The 17,457-nt window shown below is 53.8% G+C and carries 15 protein-coding genes and 1 other annotated feature; of the genes, 8 read left to right on the forward strand and 7 right to left on the reverse strand.

Annotated features, from left to right (window positions below; translation table 11 throughout):
• Positions 1-7: 7 nt before the first annotated feature.
• The 5 genes from maa to acrA all read right to left on the reverse strand — a co-directional run bounded on the left by maa (position 8) and on the right by acrA (position 6,150).
• Positions 8-577, reverse strand: coding sequence for a maltose O-acetyltransferase (gene maa / locus Q5705_09955; GenBank protein WLI78834.1), 570 nt, complete (start codon positions 575-577; stop codon positions 8-10).
• 78 nt (positions 578-655) lie between these two features.
• Complete coding sequence (locus Q5705_09960) at positions 656-874, reverse strand: HHA domain-containing protein (GenBank protein ID WLI78835.1); 219 nt, start codon at positions 872-874, stop codon at positions 656-658.
• Between the two features lie 23 nt (positions 875-897).
• Positions 898-1,272, reverse strand: coding sequence for an Hha toxicity modulator TomB (gene tomB, locus Q5705_09965; protein ID WLI78836.1), 375 nt, complete (start codon positions 1,270-1,272; stop codon positions 898-900).
• A gap of 512 nt (positions 1,273-1,784) precedes the next feature.
• A complete protein-coding gene (gene acrB / locus Q5705_09970) occupies positions 1,785-4,934 on the reverse strand; it encodes a multidrug efflux RND transporter permease subunit AcrB (GenBank protein ID WLI78837.1) in 3,150 nt (1,049 codons plus the stop codon).
• A 22-nt stretch (positions 4,935-4,956) separates the two neighbouring features.
• Complete coding sequence (acrA, locus tag Q5705_09975; protein WLI78838.1) at positions 4,957-6,150, reverse strand: multidrug efflux RND transporter periplasmic adaptor subunit AcrA; 1,194 nt, start codon at positions 6,148-6,150, stop codon at positions 4,957-4,959.
• A gap of 142 nt (positions 6,151-6,292) precedes the next feature.
• Between acrA and acrR the strand changes: the two genes are divergently transcribed.
• Positions 6,293-6,946, forward strand: a complete 654-nt coding sequence (gene acrR, locus Q5705_09980; GenBank protein ID WLI78839.1) for a multidrug efflux transporter transcriptional repressor AcrR — start codon at positions 6,293-6,295, stop codon at positions 6,944-6,946.
• Positions 6,947-7,072: 126 nt separating this feature from the next.
• Positions 7,073-10,435, forward strand: a complete 3,363-nt coding sequence (gene mscK, locus Q5705_09985; GenBank protein ID WLI78840.1) for a mechanosensitive channel MscK — start codon at positions 7,073-7,075, stop codon at positions 10,433-10,435.
• Between the two features lie 17 nt (positions 10,436-10,452).
• Here mscK and rsmS read toward each other — a convergent pair whose 3' ends face one another.
• Together rsmS and priC are read right to left on the reverse strand one after the other, a co-directional pair.
• Complete coding sequence (rsmS, locus tag Q5705_09990; protein ID WLI78841.1) at positions 10,453-10,608, reverse strand: pleiotropic regulatory protein RsmS; 156 nt, start codon at positions 10,606-10,608, stop codon at positions 10,453-10,455.
• A gap of 13 nt (positions 10,609-10,621) precedes the next feature.
• Positions 10,622-11,149 (reverse strand): primosomal replication protein N'', encoded by a 528-nt coding sequence (priC, locus tag Q5705_09995; protein ID WLI78842.1) that lies wholly within the window; start codon positions 11,147-11,149, stop codon positions 10,622-10,624.
• A gap of 66 nt (positions 11,150-11,215) precedes the next feature.
• Here priC and Q5705_10000 point away from each other — a divergent pair, with 66 nt between their 5' ends.
• From Q5705_10000 to htpG, 6 genes are all read left to right on the forward strand, one after another.
• Complete coding sequence (locus tag Q5705_10000; GenBank protein ID WLI78843.1) at positions 11,216-11,593, forward strand: DUF454 family protein; 378 nt, start codon at positions 11,216-11,218, stop codon at positions 11,591-11,593.
• A gap of 151 nt (positions 11,594-11,744) precedes the next feature.
• Complete coding sequence (gene apt / locus Q5705_10005) at positions 11,745-12,296, forward strand: adenine phosphoribosyltransferase (protein ID WLI78844.1); 552 nt, start codon at positions 11,745-11,747, stop codon at positions 12,294-12,296.
• A gap of 122 nt (positions 12,297-12,418) precedes the next feature.
• Positions 12,419-14,350, forward strand: a complete 1,932-nt coding sequence (gene dnaX / locus Q5705_10010) for a DNA polymerase III subunit gamma/tau (protein WLI78845.1) — start codon at positions 12,419-12,421, stop codon at positions 14,348-14,350.
• Positions 13,683-13,747: a sequence feature (DnaX frameshifting element), on the forward strand. Its footprint overlaps the gene before it by 65 nt.
• A gap of 81 nt (positions 14,351-14,431) precedes the next feature.
• Positions 14,432-14,761, forward strand: coding sequence for a YbaB/EbfC family nucleoid-associated protein (locus tag Q5705_10015; protein WLI78846.1), 330 nt, complete (start codon positions 14,432-14,434; stop codon positions 14,759-14,761).
• A complete protein-coding gene (gene recR / locus Q5705_10020) occupies positions 14,761-15,366 on the forward strand; it encodes a recombination mediator RecR (protein ID WLI78847.1) in 606 nt (201 codons plus the stop codon). The genes Q5705_10015 and recR overlap by 1 nt, the downstream gene beginning before the upstream one ends.
• A gap of 109 nt (positions 15,367-15,475) precedes the next feature.
• Complete coding sequence (gene htpG / locus Q5705_10025) at positions 15,476-17,350, forward strand: molecular chaperone HtpG (protein WLI78848.1); 1,875 nt, start codon at positions 15,476-15,478, stop codon at positions 17,348-17,350.
• The last annotated feature ends 107 nt before the right edge of the window (positions 17,351-17,457 follow it).

The raw sequence follows: 17,457 nt of genomic DNA on the forward strand, positions 1-17,457 counted from the left end.
ATAACAGTTACTGCACTGTGTTATCGGGCAGGGTTTTAATGACCCGCGCCGGGTTGCCGCCTACCACAACATTCGCCGGGACATCTTTCACCACCACCGCACCGGATGCGATCACCGCATTATCGCCAATGGTCACGCCCGGATTAATCACCGCGCGCCCGCCAATCCACACATTGTGACCAATGGTGACCGGCTTACCATATTCAACGCCGCTATTGCGTTCGGTGGCATCCACAGGGTGAGTTGCCGTGTAGATATGCACGCCCGGTGCGAGCATGCAGTTATCGCCGATATGGATCGGGCAGACGTCGAGCATGACGCAATCAAAATTGGCGTAGAACGCTTTGCCGAGAAAAATATTGTAACCGTAATCACAACGGAAGCTGGGTTCGATATACGCGCCTTCACTTTGCCCGAGCAGTTCTGCGAGGAGCGCTTTGCGTTCGGCTTTGTCGTCCGGGCTGGAATGGTTATAGCGATGAAGCAAATGCCTGGCGCGCAGCCGATCGGCACGCAAGGTTTCATCACCCGGTCGATAGGGCAGACCGGCAATCATTTTTTGTTTTTCTTCATTCATGGGTTTGAATACACCTGGCACGGAGGTTGTTAAACGACGTACTGTGGCAGAAAAAACGTAAATAGAATTTCAGAAGAATTAGCGAACAAATTTCCACACGGAGGAGGGGATTTTGTCATAGAGCTTATTCATGGTCAGTTCTGCCAGACGATGATCGGCTGCTGAATAAAACACCGCAAGTTCCTCGTCAGGAAGTTCATATTTATTTTTTTCTATTACGCGTTCGAGTGTATCAATTGTCTGACAGCGTCTTAAACGCATCAAATAATCAATTTTTGTTAATGGTTTTTCGGACATACCTTCACCTTAGTGTTGAAAAATTAACAAGAGTGGCTGACTGGATTAGCCTTGCTTACATTGACGAAACTGCGGAACAGTTTGTTACCTGTTTTGCGCCATTTCTGTAAGTCGTATGTATTAATGCCATAGCTACTGAACAACATAAACGTGTCGTCGAGGTATTCGTCTATCAGTTCAATCAACTTATTATCTTCATTGTACTTAATTTTATAATTCAGCGCGAAAGTCGCGATGTGTTCAATCAGCTCGTTTAACTGCAAATTGATTGCTGAAGTCGGATCGTTAACCCACCCATGATGGCTCTCTTCAAGGTTAGCGAGGCAGTCATGGTGCAACGATTCGCAGAGAAATTTGAGCTGCGCAATATCATGCCTTTTTGGCGAGTATTCGTCCATAACGCATCCCCTTCTGAGTGGTAATTTTTTACTAGCCAAAGGCTGATTCAGGATGGGAACTTTTGCTCTGACCAGAGACATATGCTCATTTATGATCGTGATATAACTATAAGCCAGTCTGAATGGGATTTCATTGAGCTATCACGAAAAATTACAAATATTGTTTTTTCCTGCCGAAAATGGACAAATTAGTAGACAAAAGTAAACATGCGAAGCGTCTCAAGCGAGTCCATTAATGCTTGCGCAGCCTTATGATTCATTAAGTTAGCATAGTATAGATTATTCTTGTTTGGAGAATATTTTTCGACCAGGATTTTTCTGACTTAAACTGACAACAGGATAAAATTAAGATTATTACCTGGAATCAATGCCGCGTTCTAAATACACAGTGATTATATGCCTTATATAGGCAGCATAAAATAAACGAATAAACAATAAATGGTTTAATCATCGGATGAGTTGAAAAGAAAAAGGCCGCTTAACGCGGCCTTATATCTTATATCGGGACGAGATCAGTGTTGCTCAACCTTATGGCTGTGCTCAATATCTTCGTTGCGGCGGCTAAAGCGGCGGCGAACCACCACAAAGAACACCGGGACAAAGAAGATGGCCAGCACGGTTGCGGTGATCATCCCGCCCATTACGCCTGTACCGACGGCGTTCTGCGCACCGGAACCGGCACCGGTGCTGATAACCAGCGGCAGCACCCCGAGGATAAACGCCAGTGAGGTCATCAGAATCGGACGCAGACGCATACGCACGGCTTCAAGCGTGGCTTCAATCAGCCCTTTGCCCTCTTTATCCATCAGATCTTTGGCGAATTCGACGATAAGTATCGCGTTCTTCGCCGACAAGCCAATGGTTGTCAGCAGGCCCACCTGGAAGTAAACGTCGTTACCCAAACCGCGGAATGTTGCTGCAAGCAGCGCACCCACAACCCCCAGCGGCACCACCAGCATGACTGAGAACGGAATCGACCAACTCTCGTACAACGCCGCCAGACAGAGGAAGACCACAATCAGCGAAATCGCGTACAGGGCCGGAGCCTGGTTGCCGGAGAGACGTTCCTGATACGACATGCCGGTCCAGTCATAACCAATACCGGTAGGCAATTTGCTGGCCAGTTGCTCCATCATATCCATCGCTTCACCGGTACTGCGACCCGGTGCAGCCTGACCCAGCAGTTCCATCGACGGCAGACCGTTGTAACGTTCCAGACGCGGAGAACCATATTCCCAGTGCGTGGTAGAGAAGGCCGAGAACGGCACCATCTGACCATCGCTTGCGCGGACATACCAGTTGCCGATATCGCTTGGCAACATGCGGTATTTCGCCTGCGACATAACGTACACTTTCTTCACGCGACCACGGTCGATAAAGTCGTTAACGTAGCTGCCGCCCCAGGCTGCTCCCAGCGTGGTATTGATGTCGCTAATCGACACACCCAACGCCTGCGCTTTTTCCTGATCGATATCGATCTTGAACTGCGGCGTATCTTCCAGACCGTTAGGACGCACGCCCACCAGCAGATCCGGATGCTGTGCGATTTCACCAAACAGCTGGTTACGCGCCTGGGTTAACTTGTCATGTCCCAGGTTCGCCTGGTCGATTAACTGGAAGTCAAAGCCGGTTGCCGTACCCAGCTCAACGATTGCCGGCAGGTTAAAGGCGAAGACCATCGCATCTTTAATCTGCGCGAAGTGGGCACTTGCACGACCCGCAATCGCCGGAACTTTGTTATCGTCACCCGCACGATCTTCCCAGTTTTTCAGCGAAATGAACGCCAGACCGGTGTTCTGTCCGCGACCGGAGAAGCCGAAGCCGTTAACGGTAAAGACGGAGTTAACGTTCGCCTTTTCGTTTTCCAGATAGTAGTTCGTCACTTCATCCAGCACTTTCTGCGTACGCTCTTGCGTCGCACCCGCAGGCAACTGGGCCATGGTCAGAAATACGCCCTGGTCTTCGTCAGGCAGGAACGAACTCGGTAGACGGACAAACAGCACCGCCATCCCCACAACGATAATGATATAGAGCAGCAGATAACGACCGGTGCTGCGCAGAATATTGCCTACGCTGTCGGTGTAATGGTGCGTGCTCTTTTCAAACATGCGGTTGAACCAGCCGAAGAAGCCTTTTTTGCCTTCGCCGTGATCACCTTTAGCGACCGGTTTCAGCATGGTAGCACACAGCGCTGGCGTCAGGATCAACGCCACCAGCACCGACAGCACCATCGCAGAAACAATGGTAATGGAGAACTGGCGATAGATAGCACCGGTAGAACCGCCGAAGAAAGCCATCGGGATAAATACCGCTGACAGCACCAGCGCAATACCGACCAGCGCACCCTGGATTTGCTCCATCGAACGGCGGGTTGCCTCTTTCGGCGGTAGACCCTCTTCCATCATCACACGTTCGACGTTTTCCACCACCACGATGGCGTCATCCACCAACAGGCCTATCGCCAGCACCATACCGAACATGGTGAGGGTGTTTATGGAATAACCAAACGCGTTGAGTATGGCGAAAGTACCCATCAGCACTACCGGCACCGCAATCGTTGGGATCAGCGTCGCGCGGAAGTTCTGCAAGAACAGGTACATTACGAGGAATACCAGCACGATCGCTTCAACCAGCGTTTTCACCACTTCGTTAATGGAAATCTTAACGAACGGCGTGGTGTCGTACGGATAAACCACTTTCAAACCGTGCGGGAAGAACGGCTCAAGGTTAGCGATGGTGGCGCGTACTGCTTCGGCAGTATCAAGCGCGTTCGCGCCGGTCGCCAGTTTAATCCCCAGACCGGCAGCCGGTTGGCCGTTGTAGCGCGCGATAACGTCGTAGTTTTCACCACCGAGTTCAATCTTCGCCACATCGCGCAGGCGAACCTGCGAACCATCTGCATTCACTTTCAGCAGAATTTTGCCAAACTCTTCGGTCGAAGTCAGACGAGTCTGCGCGATGATCGAAGCGTTCAACTGCTGCCCTTTCACCGGCGGTGTGCCGCCTAACTGACCGGCTGCCACCTGGGCGTTCTGCGCTTTGATGGCCGCAATCACGTCAACTGGCGTTAGCTGGAAATTATTGAGTTTGTTCGGATCCATCCAGATACGCATCGCATACTGCGCACCGAACAGCTGAACGTCACCCACGCCTGAGGTACGGCTGACCGGATCTTTAATGGTCGCGCCTACGTAATCGGCGATATCTTCCTGCGTCATCGAGCCATCGGTACTGATCATACCGAGAACCATCAGGAAGCTACTGGATGATTTTTCAACGCTCACACCTTGTTGCTGCACTTCCTGCGGTAACAGCGGCATAGCCAGTTGCAGTTTGTTCTGCACCTGGACCTGCGCGATATCCGCATCGGTACCGGAATCAAAGGTGATCGTTATCTGTACCGTACCAGAGGAATCACTGTTGGAGGACATGTAAAGCAGGTTATCGATACCGTTCATGTTCTGTTCGATAACCTGCGTCACGGTGTCCTGCACCGTTTTCGCATCAGCACCCGGGTAGGAGGCCGTGATCTGAACTGCTGGTGGCGCGATCGTTGGATACTGCGCCACTGGCAATTTGAGGATCGATAGCGCCCCTGCCAGCATGATGATAATCGCGATAACCCACGCAAATATGGGGCGATCGATAAAAAACTTAGCCATGTCTTAACGGCTCCTGTTTAAGTTAAGACTTCGGTTTCTCTGACTGGCCGTTGGCCTGGGCTTGCTCTTTTTTGTCAGATGTCACTTCCTGGGCCTTGACCTGCGCACCAGGTTTGACTTTTTGTAACCCTTCAATGATCACGCGATCGCCCGTTTTCAGACCCTCGGTCACCAGCCATTTATCGCCAATGGCCTGAGATGTCGTGATATTGCGGATTTCAACTTTATCGCCTTCGCCTACGACCATAGCCGTTGCGTCGCCACGCGGTGTCCGGGTTACGCCTTGTTGCGGAACCAGCAATGCGTTCGGGTTAACCCCTTCTTCCAGTTTGGCGCGTACGAACATGCCCGGCAGCAGCGTGTGGTCCGGGTTCGGGAATACCGCGCGCAGGGTGATAGAACCCGTAGTCTGGTCAACCGTTACGCCGGAAAACTCAAGCGTACCCGCCTGCGAGTATTGAATGCCGTCATTGGTCACCAGCTCCACTTTCGCTTTGCCGTTTTCCTGTTTCAGCGTGCCGTTGGTCATCTCCTGTTGCAGACGCAGGAAATCATTGCTGGATTGGGTAACGTCGACGTAGATCGGGTCAAGTTGCTGCACGGTAGTGAGCGCAGTCGTTTGCCCGCTCTGTACCAGCGCGCCTTCCGTGACGGTAGACGTACCGGTGCGGCCGCTAATAGGGGAAGTGACTTTGGTGTAAGCCAGGTTGATGCGTGCGCTTTCTACAGCTGCTTTCGCTGCGATAACGGACGCATTCGCCTGTTGAGCATCCGCTTGCGCCGTGTCGTAATCTTGTTGGCTGATGTATTTGGTGCCCAACAGTTTTTGATAACGATTCACGGTCATCTGCGCGATATTCGCCGCAGCTTGCGCTTTGGCCAGGTCGCCTTTGGCACTGTCGTAAGCGGCCTGATAAGTTGCTGGATCAATCTGATAGAGCGAGACACCCGCTTCAACGTCACTCCCTTCGGTGAAGTTGCGTTTTAAAATAATGCCGCTGACCTGAGGGCGAACTTCAGCAATGCGATATGCAGTAGTCCGGCCCGGCAGTTCGGTAGTGATTTGCAGAGGTTCCGCTTTGACCGTGACCACACCAACTTCTGGCACCTGGCCTGCTCCCTGCTGCGCAGGTTTTTCATCACATCCTGTAAGCGCTAAGCTGCCCGAAAGCATCAGAACGACCGCCAGAGGCGTTAGTCCTCTGTTTTTGTTCATAAGTAAACCTCGAGTGTCCGATTTCAAATTGATCAATGGATCAAAGGCCTTAAAACCCATTGCTGCGTTTATATTATGGTCGTGCTATGGTACAAACATTCACAAATGTATGTAAATCTGACTCCTGTAAATTCACCAACATATGGCACGAAAAACCAAACAACAGGCGCTTGAGACGCGACAACACATTCTTGATGTCGCCATGCGGCTGTTTTCCCGGCAGGGCGTTTCTTCAACTTCGCTGGCTGAAATTGCGCAGGCGGCAGGAGTGACTCGCGGCGCGATTTACTGGCATTTCAAAAACAAGTCAGATTTGTTTAGTGAAATTTGGGAACTGTCAGAGTCCAGTATTGACGATCTTGAGCTTGAGTATCGGGCAAAATTCCCTGGCGATCCACTCTCAGTATTAAGAGAGATATTGGTTTATGTCCTTGAAGCAACGGTTGTTGACGAGCGTCGTCGCCTGATGATGGAGATAATCTTTCACAAATGTGAGTTTGTCGGCGAAATGGCCGTGGTGCAAGAAGCGCAGCGCGACTTATGTCTCGAAAGTTACGATCGCATCGAACTGACATTAAGTGAATGCATCCAGGCGAAAATGCTGCCCGCCAATTTACTCACTCGCCGCGTCGCCGTGCTGATGCGCGCCTATGTCTCTGGAATTATGGAAAACTGGCTGTTTGCGCCACAATCCTTCGATCTTAAAAAAGAAGCGCGTGCTTATGTCGCTGTCCTGCTGGAAATGTGCCAATTATGCCCAACCCTGCGCAGCGAGGAACCTTCGCTCAGCGCATAACATGCCGGCCGCCAGGATTTCTCCTGGAGGCCTCTCACTCTTCTAGGTAGTTGCATAAGTAAGTGATATTCTTCGCGCGTGGCTATCCCGGCCGCCTTTCCCGTACAGAAAACGATCGCTCAAATTATGTTGCCTAACTTACGCACGCAAAACACGTTCGCAGCATTTGCCGCCGCACTGTTTCTTATCTTTATAAGCCTGGTGGGGAATCTCGCCCAGGCCCAGACAACCAGTGATTTACCGTCGCGCAACGAGGTGCAAAGCCAGCTTGATGCACTGAATAAGCAAAAAGATCACTCCGCGCAGGACAAACTGGTTATTCAGGATCTGACCGAGACGCTGGACACCCTCGATAAAATCGAACGGGTGAAACAGGAGACCGCGCTGCTGAAGCAAAAAGTGGCGCAGGCACCTGACAAACTGCGCCAGGCAACGGATGCGCTCAACGCGCTCAGTGATAAAGACAACGACGACGAAACCCGCAAAACCCTGGCCACGCTCTCATTGCGCCAGCTGGAATCCCGCGTTTCGCAACTGCTGGAAGATCTGCAAACCTCGCAGAACGATTTATCTAACTACAACAGCCAACTGGTGTCGTTACAGACCCAGCCGGAGCGGGTACAGAACGCGATGTATACCGCCTCGCAGCAGTTGCAGCAAATCCGCAACCGCCTGAACGGCACCGCAGCGGGCGAGGGGGCATTGCGCCCGACGCAGCAAACACTATTGCAGGCCCAGCAGGCCTTGCTTAATGCTCAAATTGAGCAGTTGCGTAAAAGCCTGGAAGGGAATACCACCTTGCAGGATACCTTGCAAAAGCAGCGTGATTACGTCACCGCAAACAGCAATCGCCTCGAACATCAGTTGCAGTTACTGCAAGAAGCGGTGAACAGTAAACGCCTGACATTGACGGAAAAAACCGCGCAGGAAGCCATCACACCGGATGAAACGGCGCGTATTCAGGCCAATCCGCTGGTGAAACAGGAACTCGATATCAACCACCAGTTGAGCGAGAAACTGATTGCCGCCACCGAAAGCGGTAATGCGCTGGTGCAGCAAAATATCAAAGTGAAAAACTGGCTCGATCGCGCTTTACAGTCAGAGCGCAATATTAAAGAGCAGATTTCCGTTCTGAAAGGCAGCCTGCTGCTGTCGCGCATTCTGTACCAGCAGCAACAAACGCTGCCCTCCGCAGATGAACTGGAAGACATGACCAACCGCATCGCGGATCTGCGTCTTGAGCAGTTCGACATCAACCAGCAACGTGACGCGCTGTTCCAGAATGAAAACTTTGTCGCCAAACTGGAAGAGGGTCATCAAAGTGAAGTGAACGATGAGGTTCACGACGCGTTGCTACAGGTGGTGGATATGCGCCGCGAATTGCTCGATCAGTTGAACAAACAATTGGGCAACCAACTGATGATGGCGATTAACTTGCAGGTCAATCAGCAGCAGTTAATGAGCGTCTCAAAAAGCCTGCAAGAGATCCTGACCCAGCAAATCTTCTGGGTAAACAGCAACAAGCCGATGGACTGGGAGTGGATCAAAGCCTTCCCGAAAGCGCTGCATGACCAGATTAAAGCCACGAAGATTACGGTTAACTGGGAAAAAGCCTGGCCTGCGGTGGCCATTGCGTTCCTTGCTGGTTTGCCGCTGTTACTGATTGCCGGGGTGATCCGCTGGCGTTTGCGCTGGCTAAAAAATTACCAGGCGAAGCTTGCCGCGCAGGTGGGGCAGTTACGTGGCGACAGCCAGTTACATACGCCAAAAGCAATCTTAATCGATCTTATCCGCGCGCTGCCGGTGTGCCTGCTGATTCTGGCCGTCGGCCTGATCCTGCTTACCATGCAGCTCAATATCAGCGAACTGCTGTGGGCGTTCAGTAAAAAACTGGCGCTGTTCTGGCTGGTATTTGGCCTGTGCTGGAAAGTGCTGGAAAAAGACGGCGTTGCCGTCAGCCACTTTTCTATGCCTGCCCAACTGACCAGCCACTGGCGGCGTCAGATTGTACGTGTCAGCCTCGCATTGCTGCCGCTGCATTTCTGGTCGGTGGTATCGGAGCTTTCCCCGCTGCATCTAATGGATGATGTGCTGGGGCAGTTTGTCATCATGCTGAATCTGCTGGTCATTACCGCGCTGGTCTGGCCGATGTTTCGCGAAAGCTGGCGCGATAAAGAGTCGCACGGCATGCGCCTGGTGACGGTGACGGTGACGGTGCTGGCGATTGTGCCGATTGCATTAATGGTGCTGACCGCAACCGGGTATTTCTATACCACGCTGCGCCTCTCCGGGCGCTGGATTGAAACGGTTTATCTGGTCATTATCTGGAACCTGCTTTATCAGACTGTTCTGCGTGGTCTGAGCGTGGCGGCACGTCGTATCGCCTATCGCCGTGCGCTGGCGCGTCGACAGAATATGGTGAAAGAGGGCGCAGAAGGCGCTGAACCGCAGGAAGAGCCGACCATTGCGCTGGAACAGGTAAACCAGCAGACCTTGCGTATCACCATGCTGGTGATGGTGGCGCTGTTTGGCGTGGTGTTCTGGGCGATTTGGTCTGATTTAATTACCGTTTTTGCCTATCTCGACAGCATTACCCTGTGGCATTACAACGGTACCGAAGCCGGTGCGGCGGTTGTGAAAAGCGTCACTCTCGGCAGCTTGCTGTTTGCGGTGATTGCTTTTGTGGTGGCCTGGGCGTTGATTCGCAACTTACCCGGTTTGCTGGAAGTGCTGGTGCTCTCACGGCTCAATATGCGCCAGGGCTCATCCTATGCCGTGACGACCATTTTGAACTACATCATCATTGCCGTTGGCGCGTTGACGGTCTTCGGTTCACTGGGTGTGTCGTGGGACAAACTGCAATGGCTGGCGGCGGCATTATCGGTTGGTCTGGGTTTTGGCTTGCAGGAAATTTTCGGTAACTTCGTTTCCGGCCTGATTATCCTGTTCGAACGTCCGGTGCGCATCGGCGATACCGTGACCATCGGCACTTTCTCCGGGACGGTCAGCAAAATCCGTATCCGTGCGACGACCATTACCGACTTTGACCGCAAAGAGGTGATCATCCCGAACAAAGCGTTCGTCACCGAGCGCCTGATCAACTGGTCGTTGTCCGATACCATCACCCGCGTAGTGATCCGCCTTGGCGTAGCCTACGGTTCGGATCTGGAAAAAGTGAAAAACGTGCTGCTAAAAGCGGCGATGGATCACCCGAAAGTGATGCACGATCCCGAACCGGCGGTTTTCTTTACCACCTTCGGGCCGAGTACGCTGGATCACGAACTGCGCCTGTATGTGCGTGAACTGCGCGATCGCAGCTATACGGTGGACGAACTTAACCGCACCATCGACCAATTGTGTCGTGACAATGACATTAATATCGCCTTCAACCAGTTAGAAGTTCATCTGCGCAACGGCAAAGGCGATGAAGTGACCGAAGTGAAACGCGAACTGAAAGGCGACGATCCGACGCCATCAGCAGCAAACTAAACGCTTGCCCCTCTTCCTCAGGGGAGAGGGGCAGAAAACTGCTTCTTCTCGTAATCCCGCTTCACAATTTCCAGCGCCTTTAATACGACTTCAGGCGCGATTTCATGCTGTTCCAGCAACATAATCAGATCCACGGCCAGCTTGACCTCATCCGGGGCATTTTCCAGGGACATCATCTCTCCTCGGTTAGCGGGTTAAGCGCGCCAGCACGCTCTCAATATTGCCCAGCGCCTGGCGACAGCGCGTGAGCCTTGCGCCCAGGGCATCGACTTCTTTATGTAACTGCTGCTGCTCAACCAGCGTCGTGACCGCAGCCAGACGCTGCTCGCGCTCGTGCTTCATTGCCAGCAGACGGCGCTCATACTCCTGATGTTGCAAACGGCGGCGCTGCCAGCGGGTAATGGCAGGAGAAGAATGATCCCACTGACGCAGCGGCCAGACCGCGCTTTCACGCGTTAACGCGGCGATTTGCGCCGTTAAGTGCTCCGCCAGCCATGCCACCTGCGGCAGATGATTGCCTTTAACTGCATGGCGTAATGCTGCCAGGTTGGCGGCGGTTTCATCCAGATAAGATTGCATCCGCGTGCTGCGCGTTTGAAAAAGCTGGCGATCGAAACGGGCGCTGACCGTGGCATGCTGCGCCAGCGGCGCGGCCTGTTGGCGCAATAGTGCAAGCTGGTGTTCCAGCGTCTGTAAAAGCGCATCGCTTTTCATGGCTCTTCCCCTGTAATTCGCGGCGATTATGATACATTAGCCGCTCATCCTGTAACGATTAGCACTATGCAACGCATTATTTTAATCATCATTGGCTGGCTGGCGGTAGTGCTCGGCACTCTCGGTGTCTTCTTGCCTCTGTTACCCACCACGCCCTTTATTCTGTTGGCCGCGTGGTGTTTTGCGCGCTCGTCACCGCGTTTTCACCACTGGCTGCTTTATCGCTCGTGGTTTGGCGGCTATCTACGCCACTGGCAACAATACCGCGCTATGCCGCCGGGTGCGAAGCCGCGCGCGATTGTGGTTATTCTGCTGACCTTTGCCGTTTCATTGTATTTGGTGAAGATGTGGTGGGTGCGCGTTCTGCTGCTGGTCATATTGACCTGTTTGCTGATTTTTATGTGGCGCATTCCGGTGATTGATGCAAAGCAACAAAAACCATAAAGCGCAGTGATGGCAGTTGCAATTATCCCTGACTGCCAGTAAATTCGAGCGTTTTCGAGCACGGGTGCGTCTGGTTAAATGTTAACCAGAGGTTATATCAGCCTTTCCCGCACATACCGTGAGTAATACCGTTTCTATCAGGCAAAAATCCATGACAGCGACTGCGCAGCAGCTTGAATTTCTCAAAAACAGCATCAAAAGCATTCAGGATTACCCGAAACCGGGCATCCTGTTCCGTGATGTCACCAGTTTGCTGGAAGATCCGAAAGCGTACGCTCTCAGCATCGAACTGCTGGTTGAGCGTTACAAAAACGCCGGGATCACCAAAGTTGTTGGTACCGAAGCCCGTGGCTTCCTGTTTGGCGCGCCGGTTGCGCTGGGTCTGGGCGTTGGCTTTGTGCCGGTGCGTAAACCGCGTAAACTGCCACGCGAAACCATCGCCGAAAGCTATGAGCTGGAGTACGGCACCGATCAGTTAGAGATCCACGTTGATGCGATTCAGGCTGGCGATAAAGTGCTGGTGGTGGACGATCTGCTGGCAACCGGCGGCACCATCGAAGCGACGGTAAAACTGATTCGCCGCCTGGGTGGTGAAGTGACCGACGCCGCATTTATCATTAATTTATTCGATCTTGGCGGCGAGCAGCGCCTGCAAAAACAGGGCGTCACCAGCTACAGCCTGGTGCCGTTCCCGGGGCATTGATTCGGCTGCCCACGCAACGCCACTTCATCCCTCTCGCCTGAGGGATGAAGTGCATTCACAGTCAAGGCTGTGTTAGCATTACCCCTTCGTGAATCCACCTTCCAGCGTTTCAGAGCCTGCCAATGAGTTATCAGGTCTTAGCCCGAAAATGGCGACCACAAACTTTTGCTGACGTCGTCGGCCAGGAGCATGTGCTGACCGCACTGGCGAACGGCTTAACATCAGGACGCATTCACCATGCGTATCTGTTCTCCGGCACCCGTGGCGTCGGGAAAACCTCTATTGCCCGTTTGCTGGCGAAGGGGCTGAACTGCGAAACCGGCATTACCGCAACGCCGTGTGGCGTTTGTGATAACTGCCGTGAAATCGAGCAGGGCCGCTTTGTCGATTTGATAGAAATCGACGCCGCGTCGCGCACCAAAGTTGAAGATACCCGCGATCTGCTCGACAACGTGCAGTACGCCCCGGCGCGTGGCCGCTTCAAAGTCTATCTGATTGACGAAGTGCACATGCTCTCGCGCCACAGCTTTAACGCGCTGCTGAAAACCCTCGAAGAGCCGCCCGCGCATGTAAAATTCCTGCTGGCGACCACCGATCCGCAAAAACTGCCGGTAACCATTCTTTCCCGTTGCCTACAGTTCCACCTTAAAGCGCTGGATGTTGACCAGATCCGCACCCAGCTTGAACACATTCTCGCTGACGAGAAAATCGAATCCGAACCGCGCGCGCTGCAACTGCTGGCCCGCGCCGCCGATGGCAGTCTGCGCGATGCGCTGAGCCTGACCGATCAGGCGATTGCCAGCGGCAACGGCCAGCTTTCCGCAGCGGTAGTCAGTTCGATGCTCGGCACGCTCAACGACGACCAGGCATTGTCGCTGGTTGAAGCGGTGGTCGCTGCCAATGGCGAACGCGCGATGGCGCTGGTCACCGATGCCGCCTCGCGTGGTGTCGAGTGGGATGCGCTGCTGCTGGAGATGCAAACCCTGCTGCACCGCATCGCGATGGTTCAACTGACGCCTGCGGCGCTCGGCAGCGATATGGCCCCGATTGAGCATCGTCTGCGCGAGCTGGCCCGCACCGTGCCGCCAGCGGATGTGCAACTCTATTACCAGACACTGTTGATTGGCCGCAAAGAGCTGCCGTTTGCGCCGGACAGGCGCATGGGCGTTGAAATGACGCTGCTGCGCGCGCTGGCGTTCCATCCGCGCGCGCCGTTGCCCGCACCGGAAGTGCCACAACAATCTTTCGCGCCCGTTGCGCCAACGGCGGTAATGTCGTCGCAACAGGTGGCACCTGCCCCGCAGGCGCAGCCCGCACCGCAACAGGATGTTCCGCTGCCGCCCTCAACCAGCCAGGTGCTGGAGGCGCGCAGGCAACTGCAACGTGCTCAGGGCGCAGACAAAGCAAAAAAGAGTGAACCGGCAGCCGCAACCCGCGCGCGGCCGGTGAATAATGCCGCGCTGGAAAGGCTGGCATCGGTGACCGAGCGCGTGCAGTCACGCCCGGCTCCGGCGGCGCTCGAACAGGCAGCCGTGAAAAAAGAAGCCTATCGCTGGAAAGCGACTACGGTTGTTGAAGAGATTAAAGAAGTCATCGCGACGCCCAAGGCGCTGAAAAAGGCGCTGGAGCATGAAAAAACGCCGGAACTGGCGAAAAAACTGGCGGAAGAGGCGATTGAACGCGACGCGTGGGCCAAAGAAGTGAGCCTGCTGAAGCTACCGAAACTGGTGGAGCAGGTGGCACTCAATGCGTGGAAAGAGCAGGATGGCGAACGGCTGTGCCTGCATTTGCGCACGTCACAGCGCCATCTTAATTCGCCAGGCGCGCTGAAAGTGCTGAGCGAGGCGCTTAGCGAATTGCACGGTACTGCGGTTGAACTGACGATTGTTGAAGATGATAATCCGGCAGTGCGCACGCCGCTGGAGTGGCGTCAGGCCATTTATGAAGAGAAACTTGCGCAGGCGCGCGAGGCGATTATCGCGGATAGCAACATCCAGACGCTGCAACGCTTTTTTGATGCGGATCTGGACGAAGAGAGTATCCGCCCCCTTTGACGGGCTGCTGATGCAACCCGTTTTCAACCCTGAATGTGACTTATCACTCTGGTCAGTCACCACAGCTAAAGAGAGAAGCCTATGTTTGGAAAAGGCGGTCTGGGTAACCTGATGAAACAGGCCCAGCAGATGCAAGAAAAAATGCAGAAAGTGCAGGAAGAGATTGCGCAACTGGAAGTCACCGGCGAATCCGGCGCGGGTCTGGTGAAAGTGACCATCAACGGCGCGCATAACTGCCGTCGCGTGGAGATCGATCCAAGCCTGCTCGAAGATGACAAAGAGATGCTGGAAGACTTGGTTGCCGCTGCATTTAACGATGCTGCTCGCCGCATCGAAGAAACGCAGAAAGAGAAAATGGCGTCTGTCTCTTCCGGTATGTCTCTGCCGCCAGGCTTTAAGATGCCGTTCTGATGCAGACCAGTCCGCTGTTAACACAGCTTATGGAAGCTTTGCGCTGCCTGCCGGGCGTTGGCCCGAAGTCGGCGCAGCGCATGGCGTTTACGCTGTTGCAGCGGGATCGCAGCGGCGGTATGCGCCTCGCGCAGGCGCTGACCCGGGCGATGTCGGAAATCGGCCACTGTGCCGATTGCCGTACCTTTACCGAGCAAGAGGTGTGCAATATTTGCAGCAATCCTCGTCGCCAGGAAAACGGTCAAATCTGCGTGGTGGAAAGCCCGGCAGATATCTATGCCATCGAGCAAACCGGGCAGTTCTCCGGTCGCTACTTTGTGCTGATGGGGCATCTGTCGCCGCTGGACGGTATCGGGCCGGATGATATCGGCCTCGACAGGCTGGAGCAGCGCCTCGAGTCTGAAAAAATCCAGGAAGTGATCCTCGCCACCAACCCGACGGTGGAAGGGGAAGCGACCGCCAACTACATTGCCGAGCTTTGCGCGCAGTATGGCGTAGAAGCCAGCCGTATTGCTCACGGTGTACCGGTGGGCGGCGAGCTGGAAATGGTCGACGGGACGACGCTGTCGCATTCGTTAGCCGGGCGTCATAAGATTCGTTTTTAACCAAACGGAGGCAGAAATTTTTGCCTCCGCTTGAAAATCCTCTTCAATATCCCCACTTCTCCCTCAACGCTTTTTCTACCTTGTAAATGGCATTGTTGAGGTTTTCCCAATGAAAGGACAAGAAACACGTGGTTTTCAGTCAGAAGTGAAACAGCTTCTGCATTTGATGATCCATTCTCTTTATTCCAACAAAGAAATCTTCCTGCGTGAGCTTATCTCCAACGCCTCGGATGCGGCGGACAAACTCCGTTTCCGCGCGCTCTCCAAACCTGAATTGTATGAAGGCGACGGCGATCTGCATGTGCGTGTCTCCTTTGATAAAGAGAACCGTACGCTGACCATCGCCGATAACGGCATCGGTATGACGCGCGATGAAGTGATTGATCACCTGGGGACGATTGCCAAATCCGGCACCAAGGCTTTCCTCGAATCCATGGGCTCCGATCAGGCGAAAGATAGCCAACTGATTGGTCAGTTCGGCGTCGGCTTCTACTCGGCGTTTATTGTTGCCGATAAAGTGACCGTGCGTACCCGTGCAGCGGGCGAAAGCGCGGAAAACGGCGTGTTCTGGGAATCAGAAGGCGCGGGCGAATATACCGTTGCGGACATCACCAAAGCCGATCGCGGGACCGAAATCACCCTGCATCTGCGTGAAGGGGAAGATGATTTCCTCAACGACTGGCGAGTGCGCTCCATCATCAGCAAATATTCCGACCATATTGCGCTGCCGGTAGAGATCGAAAAACAGGAAGAGAAGGACGGCGAAACCGTCGTTTCCTGGGAAAAGATCAACAAAGCGCAGGCGCTGTGGACGCGCAACAAGTCTGAAATTAAAGACGAAGAGTACAACGAGTTCTACAAACACATTTCCCACGACTTTACCGATCCGCTTATCTGGAGCCATAACCGCGTTGAAGGGAAGCAGGAGTACACCAGCCTGCTCTATATTCCGTCGCAGGCTCCGTGGGATATGTGGAACCGCGATCACAAGCACGGCCTGAAACTTTACGTGCAGCGCGTGTTTATCATGGACGAAGCCGAACAGTTCATGCCGAACTACCTGCGTTTCGTGCGCGGGCTGGTGGATTCCAACGATCTGCCGCTGAACGTTTCCCGTGAAATTCTGCAAGACAGCAATGTCACACGTAGCCTGCGCACCGCGCTGACCAAACGCGTGCTGCAAATGCTGGAAAAACTGGCGAAAGACGACGCGGAAAAATACCAGACCTTCTGGCAACAGTTCGGTCTGGTGCTGAAAGAGGGCACCGGGGAAGACAGCGCCAACCTGGAAACCATCGCCAAACTGCTGCGCTTTGCTTCAACGCACACCGACTCCTCCGCGCAGACCGTGTCGCTGGAAGAGTATGTCTCGCGTATGAAAGAAGGGCAGGAGAAGATCTACTTCATCACCGCCGACAGCTATGCCGCCGCGAAGAGCAGCCCGCATCTGGAACTGCTGCGTAAGAAAGGCATCGAAGTGTTGCTGCTTTCCGATCGCATCGATGAATGGATGATGAGCTACCTGACGGAGTTCGACGGCAAGCCGTTCCAGTCCGTGGCGAAAGCCGATGAGTCGCTGGATAAACTGGCCGACGATGTTGATGAATCGACAAAAGAAGCGGAAAAAGCGCTGGAGCCGTTCGTTGAGCGCGTGAAAACCCTGCTTGGCGATCGCGTGAAAGAGGTGCGTCTGACCCACCGTCTGACGGACACGCCGGCCGTTGTCGTCACCGATGCCGACGAAATGAGTACGCAAATGGCGAAGCTGTTTGCCGCTGCCGGCCAGAGCGCGCCGGAAGTGAAATACATCTTCGAACTGAACCCGGATCACGCGCTGGTGAAACGCGCGTCGGATACGCAGGACGACGCGCAGTTTAACCAATGGGTTGAGCTGCTGCTGGATCAGGCGCTGTTTGCCGAGCGCGGTACGCTGGAAGATCCGAACCAGTTTATCCGCCGTATGAATCAGCTGCTGGTTTCTTAAGCAGACACAGGGAGGCAAAGTTGCCTCCCTTTTTTATCCCGCCTTATCGCAACTAAGAAAACGTATCATTAACCGTTTCAGCGTCTGCGCCTTTCTTGAGCCATCTC

The organism is Kosakonia sp. H02 (assembly GCA_030704225.1).
In the GTDB taxonomy this organism is placed as follows: domain Bacteria; phylum Pseudomonadota; class Gammaproteobacteria; order Enterobacterales; family Enterobacteriaceae; genus Kosakonia.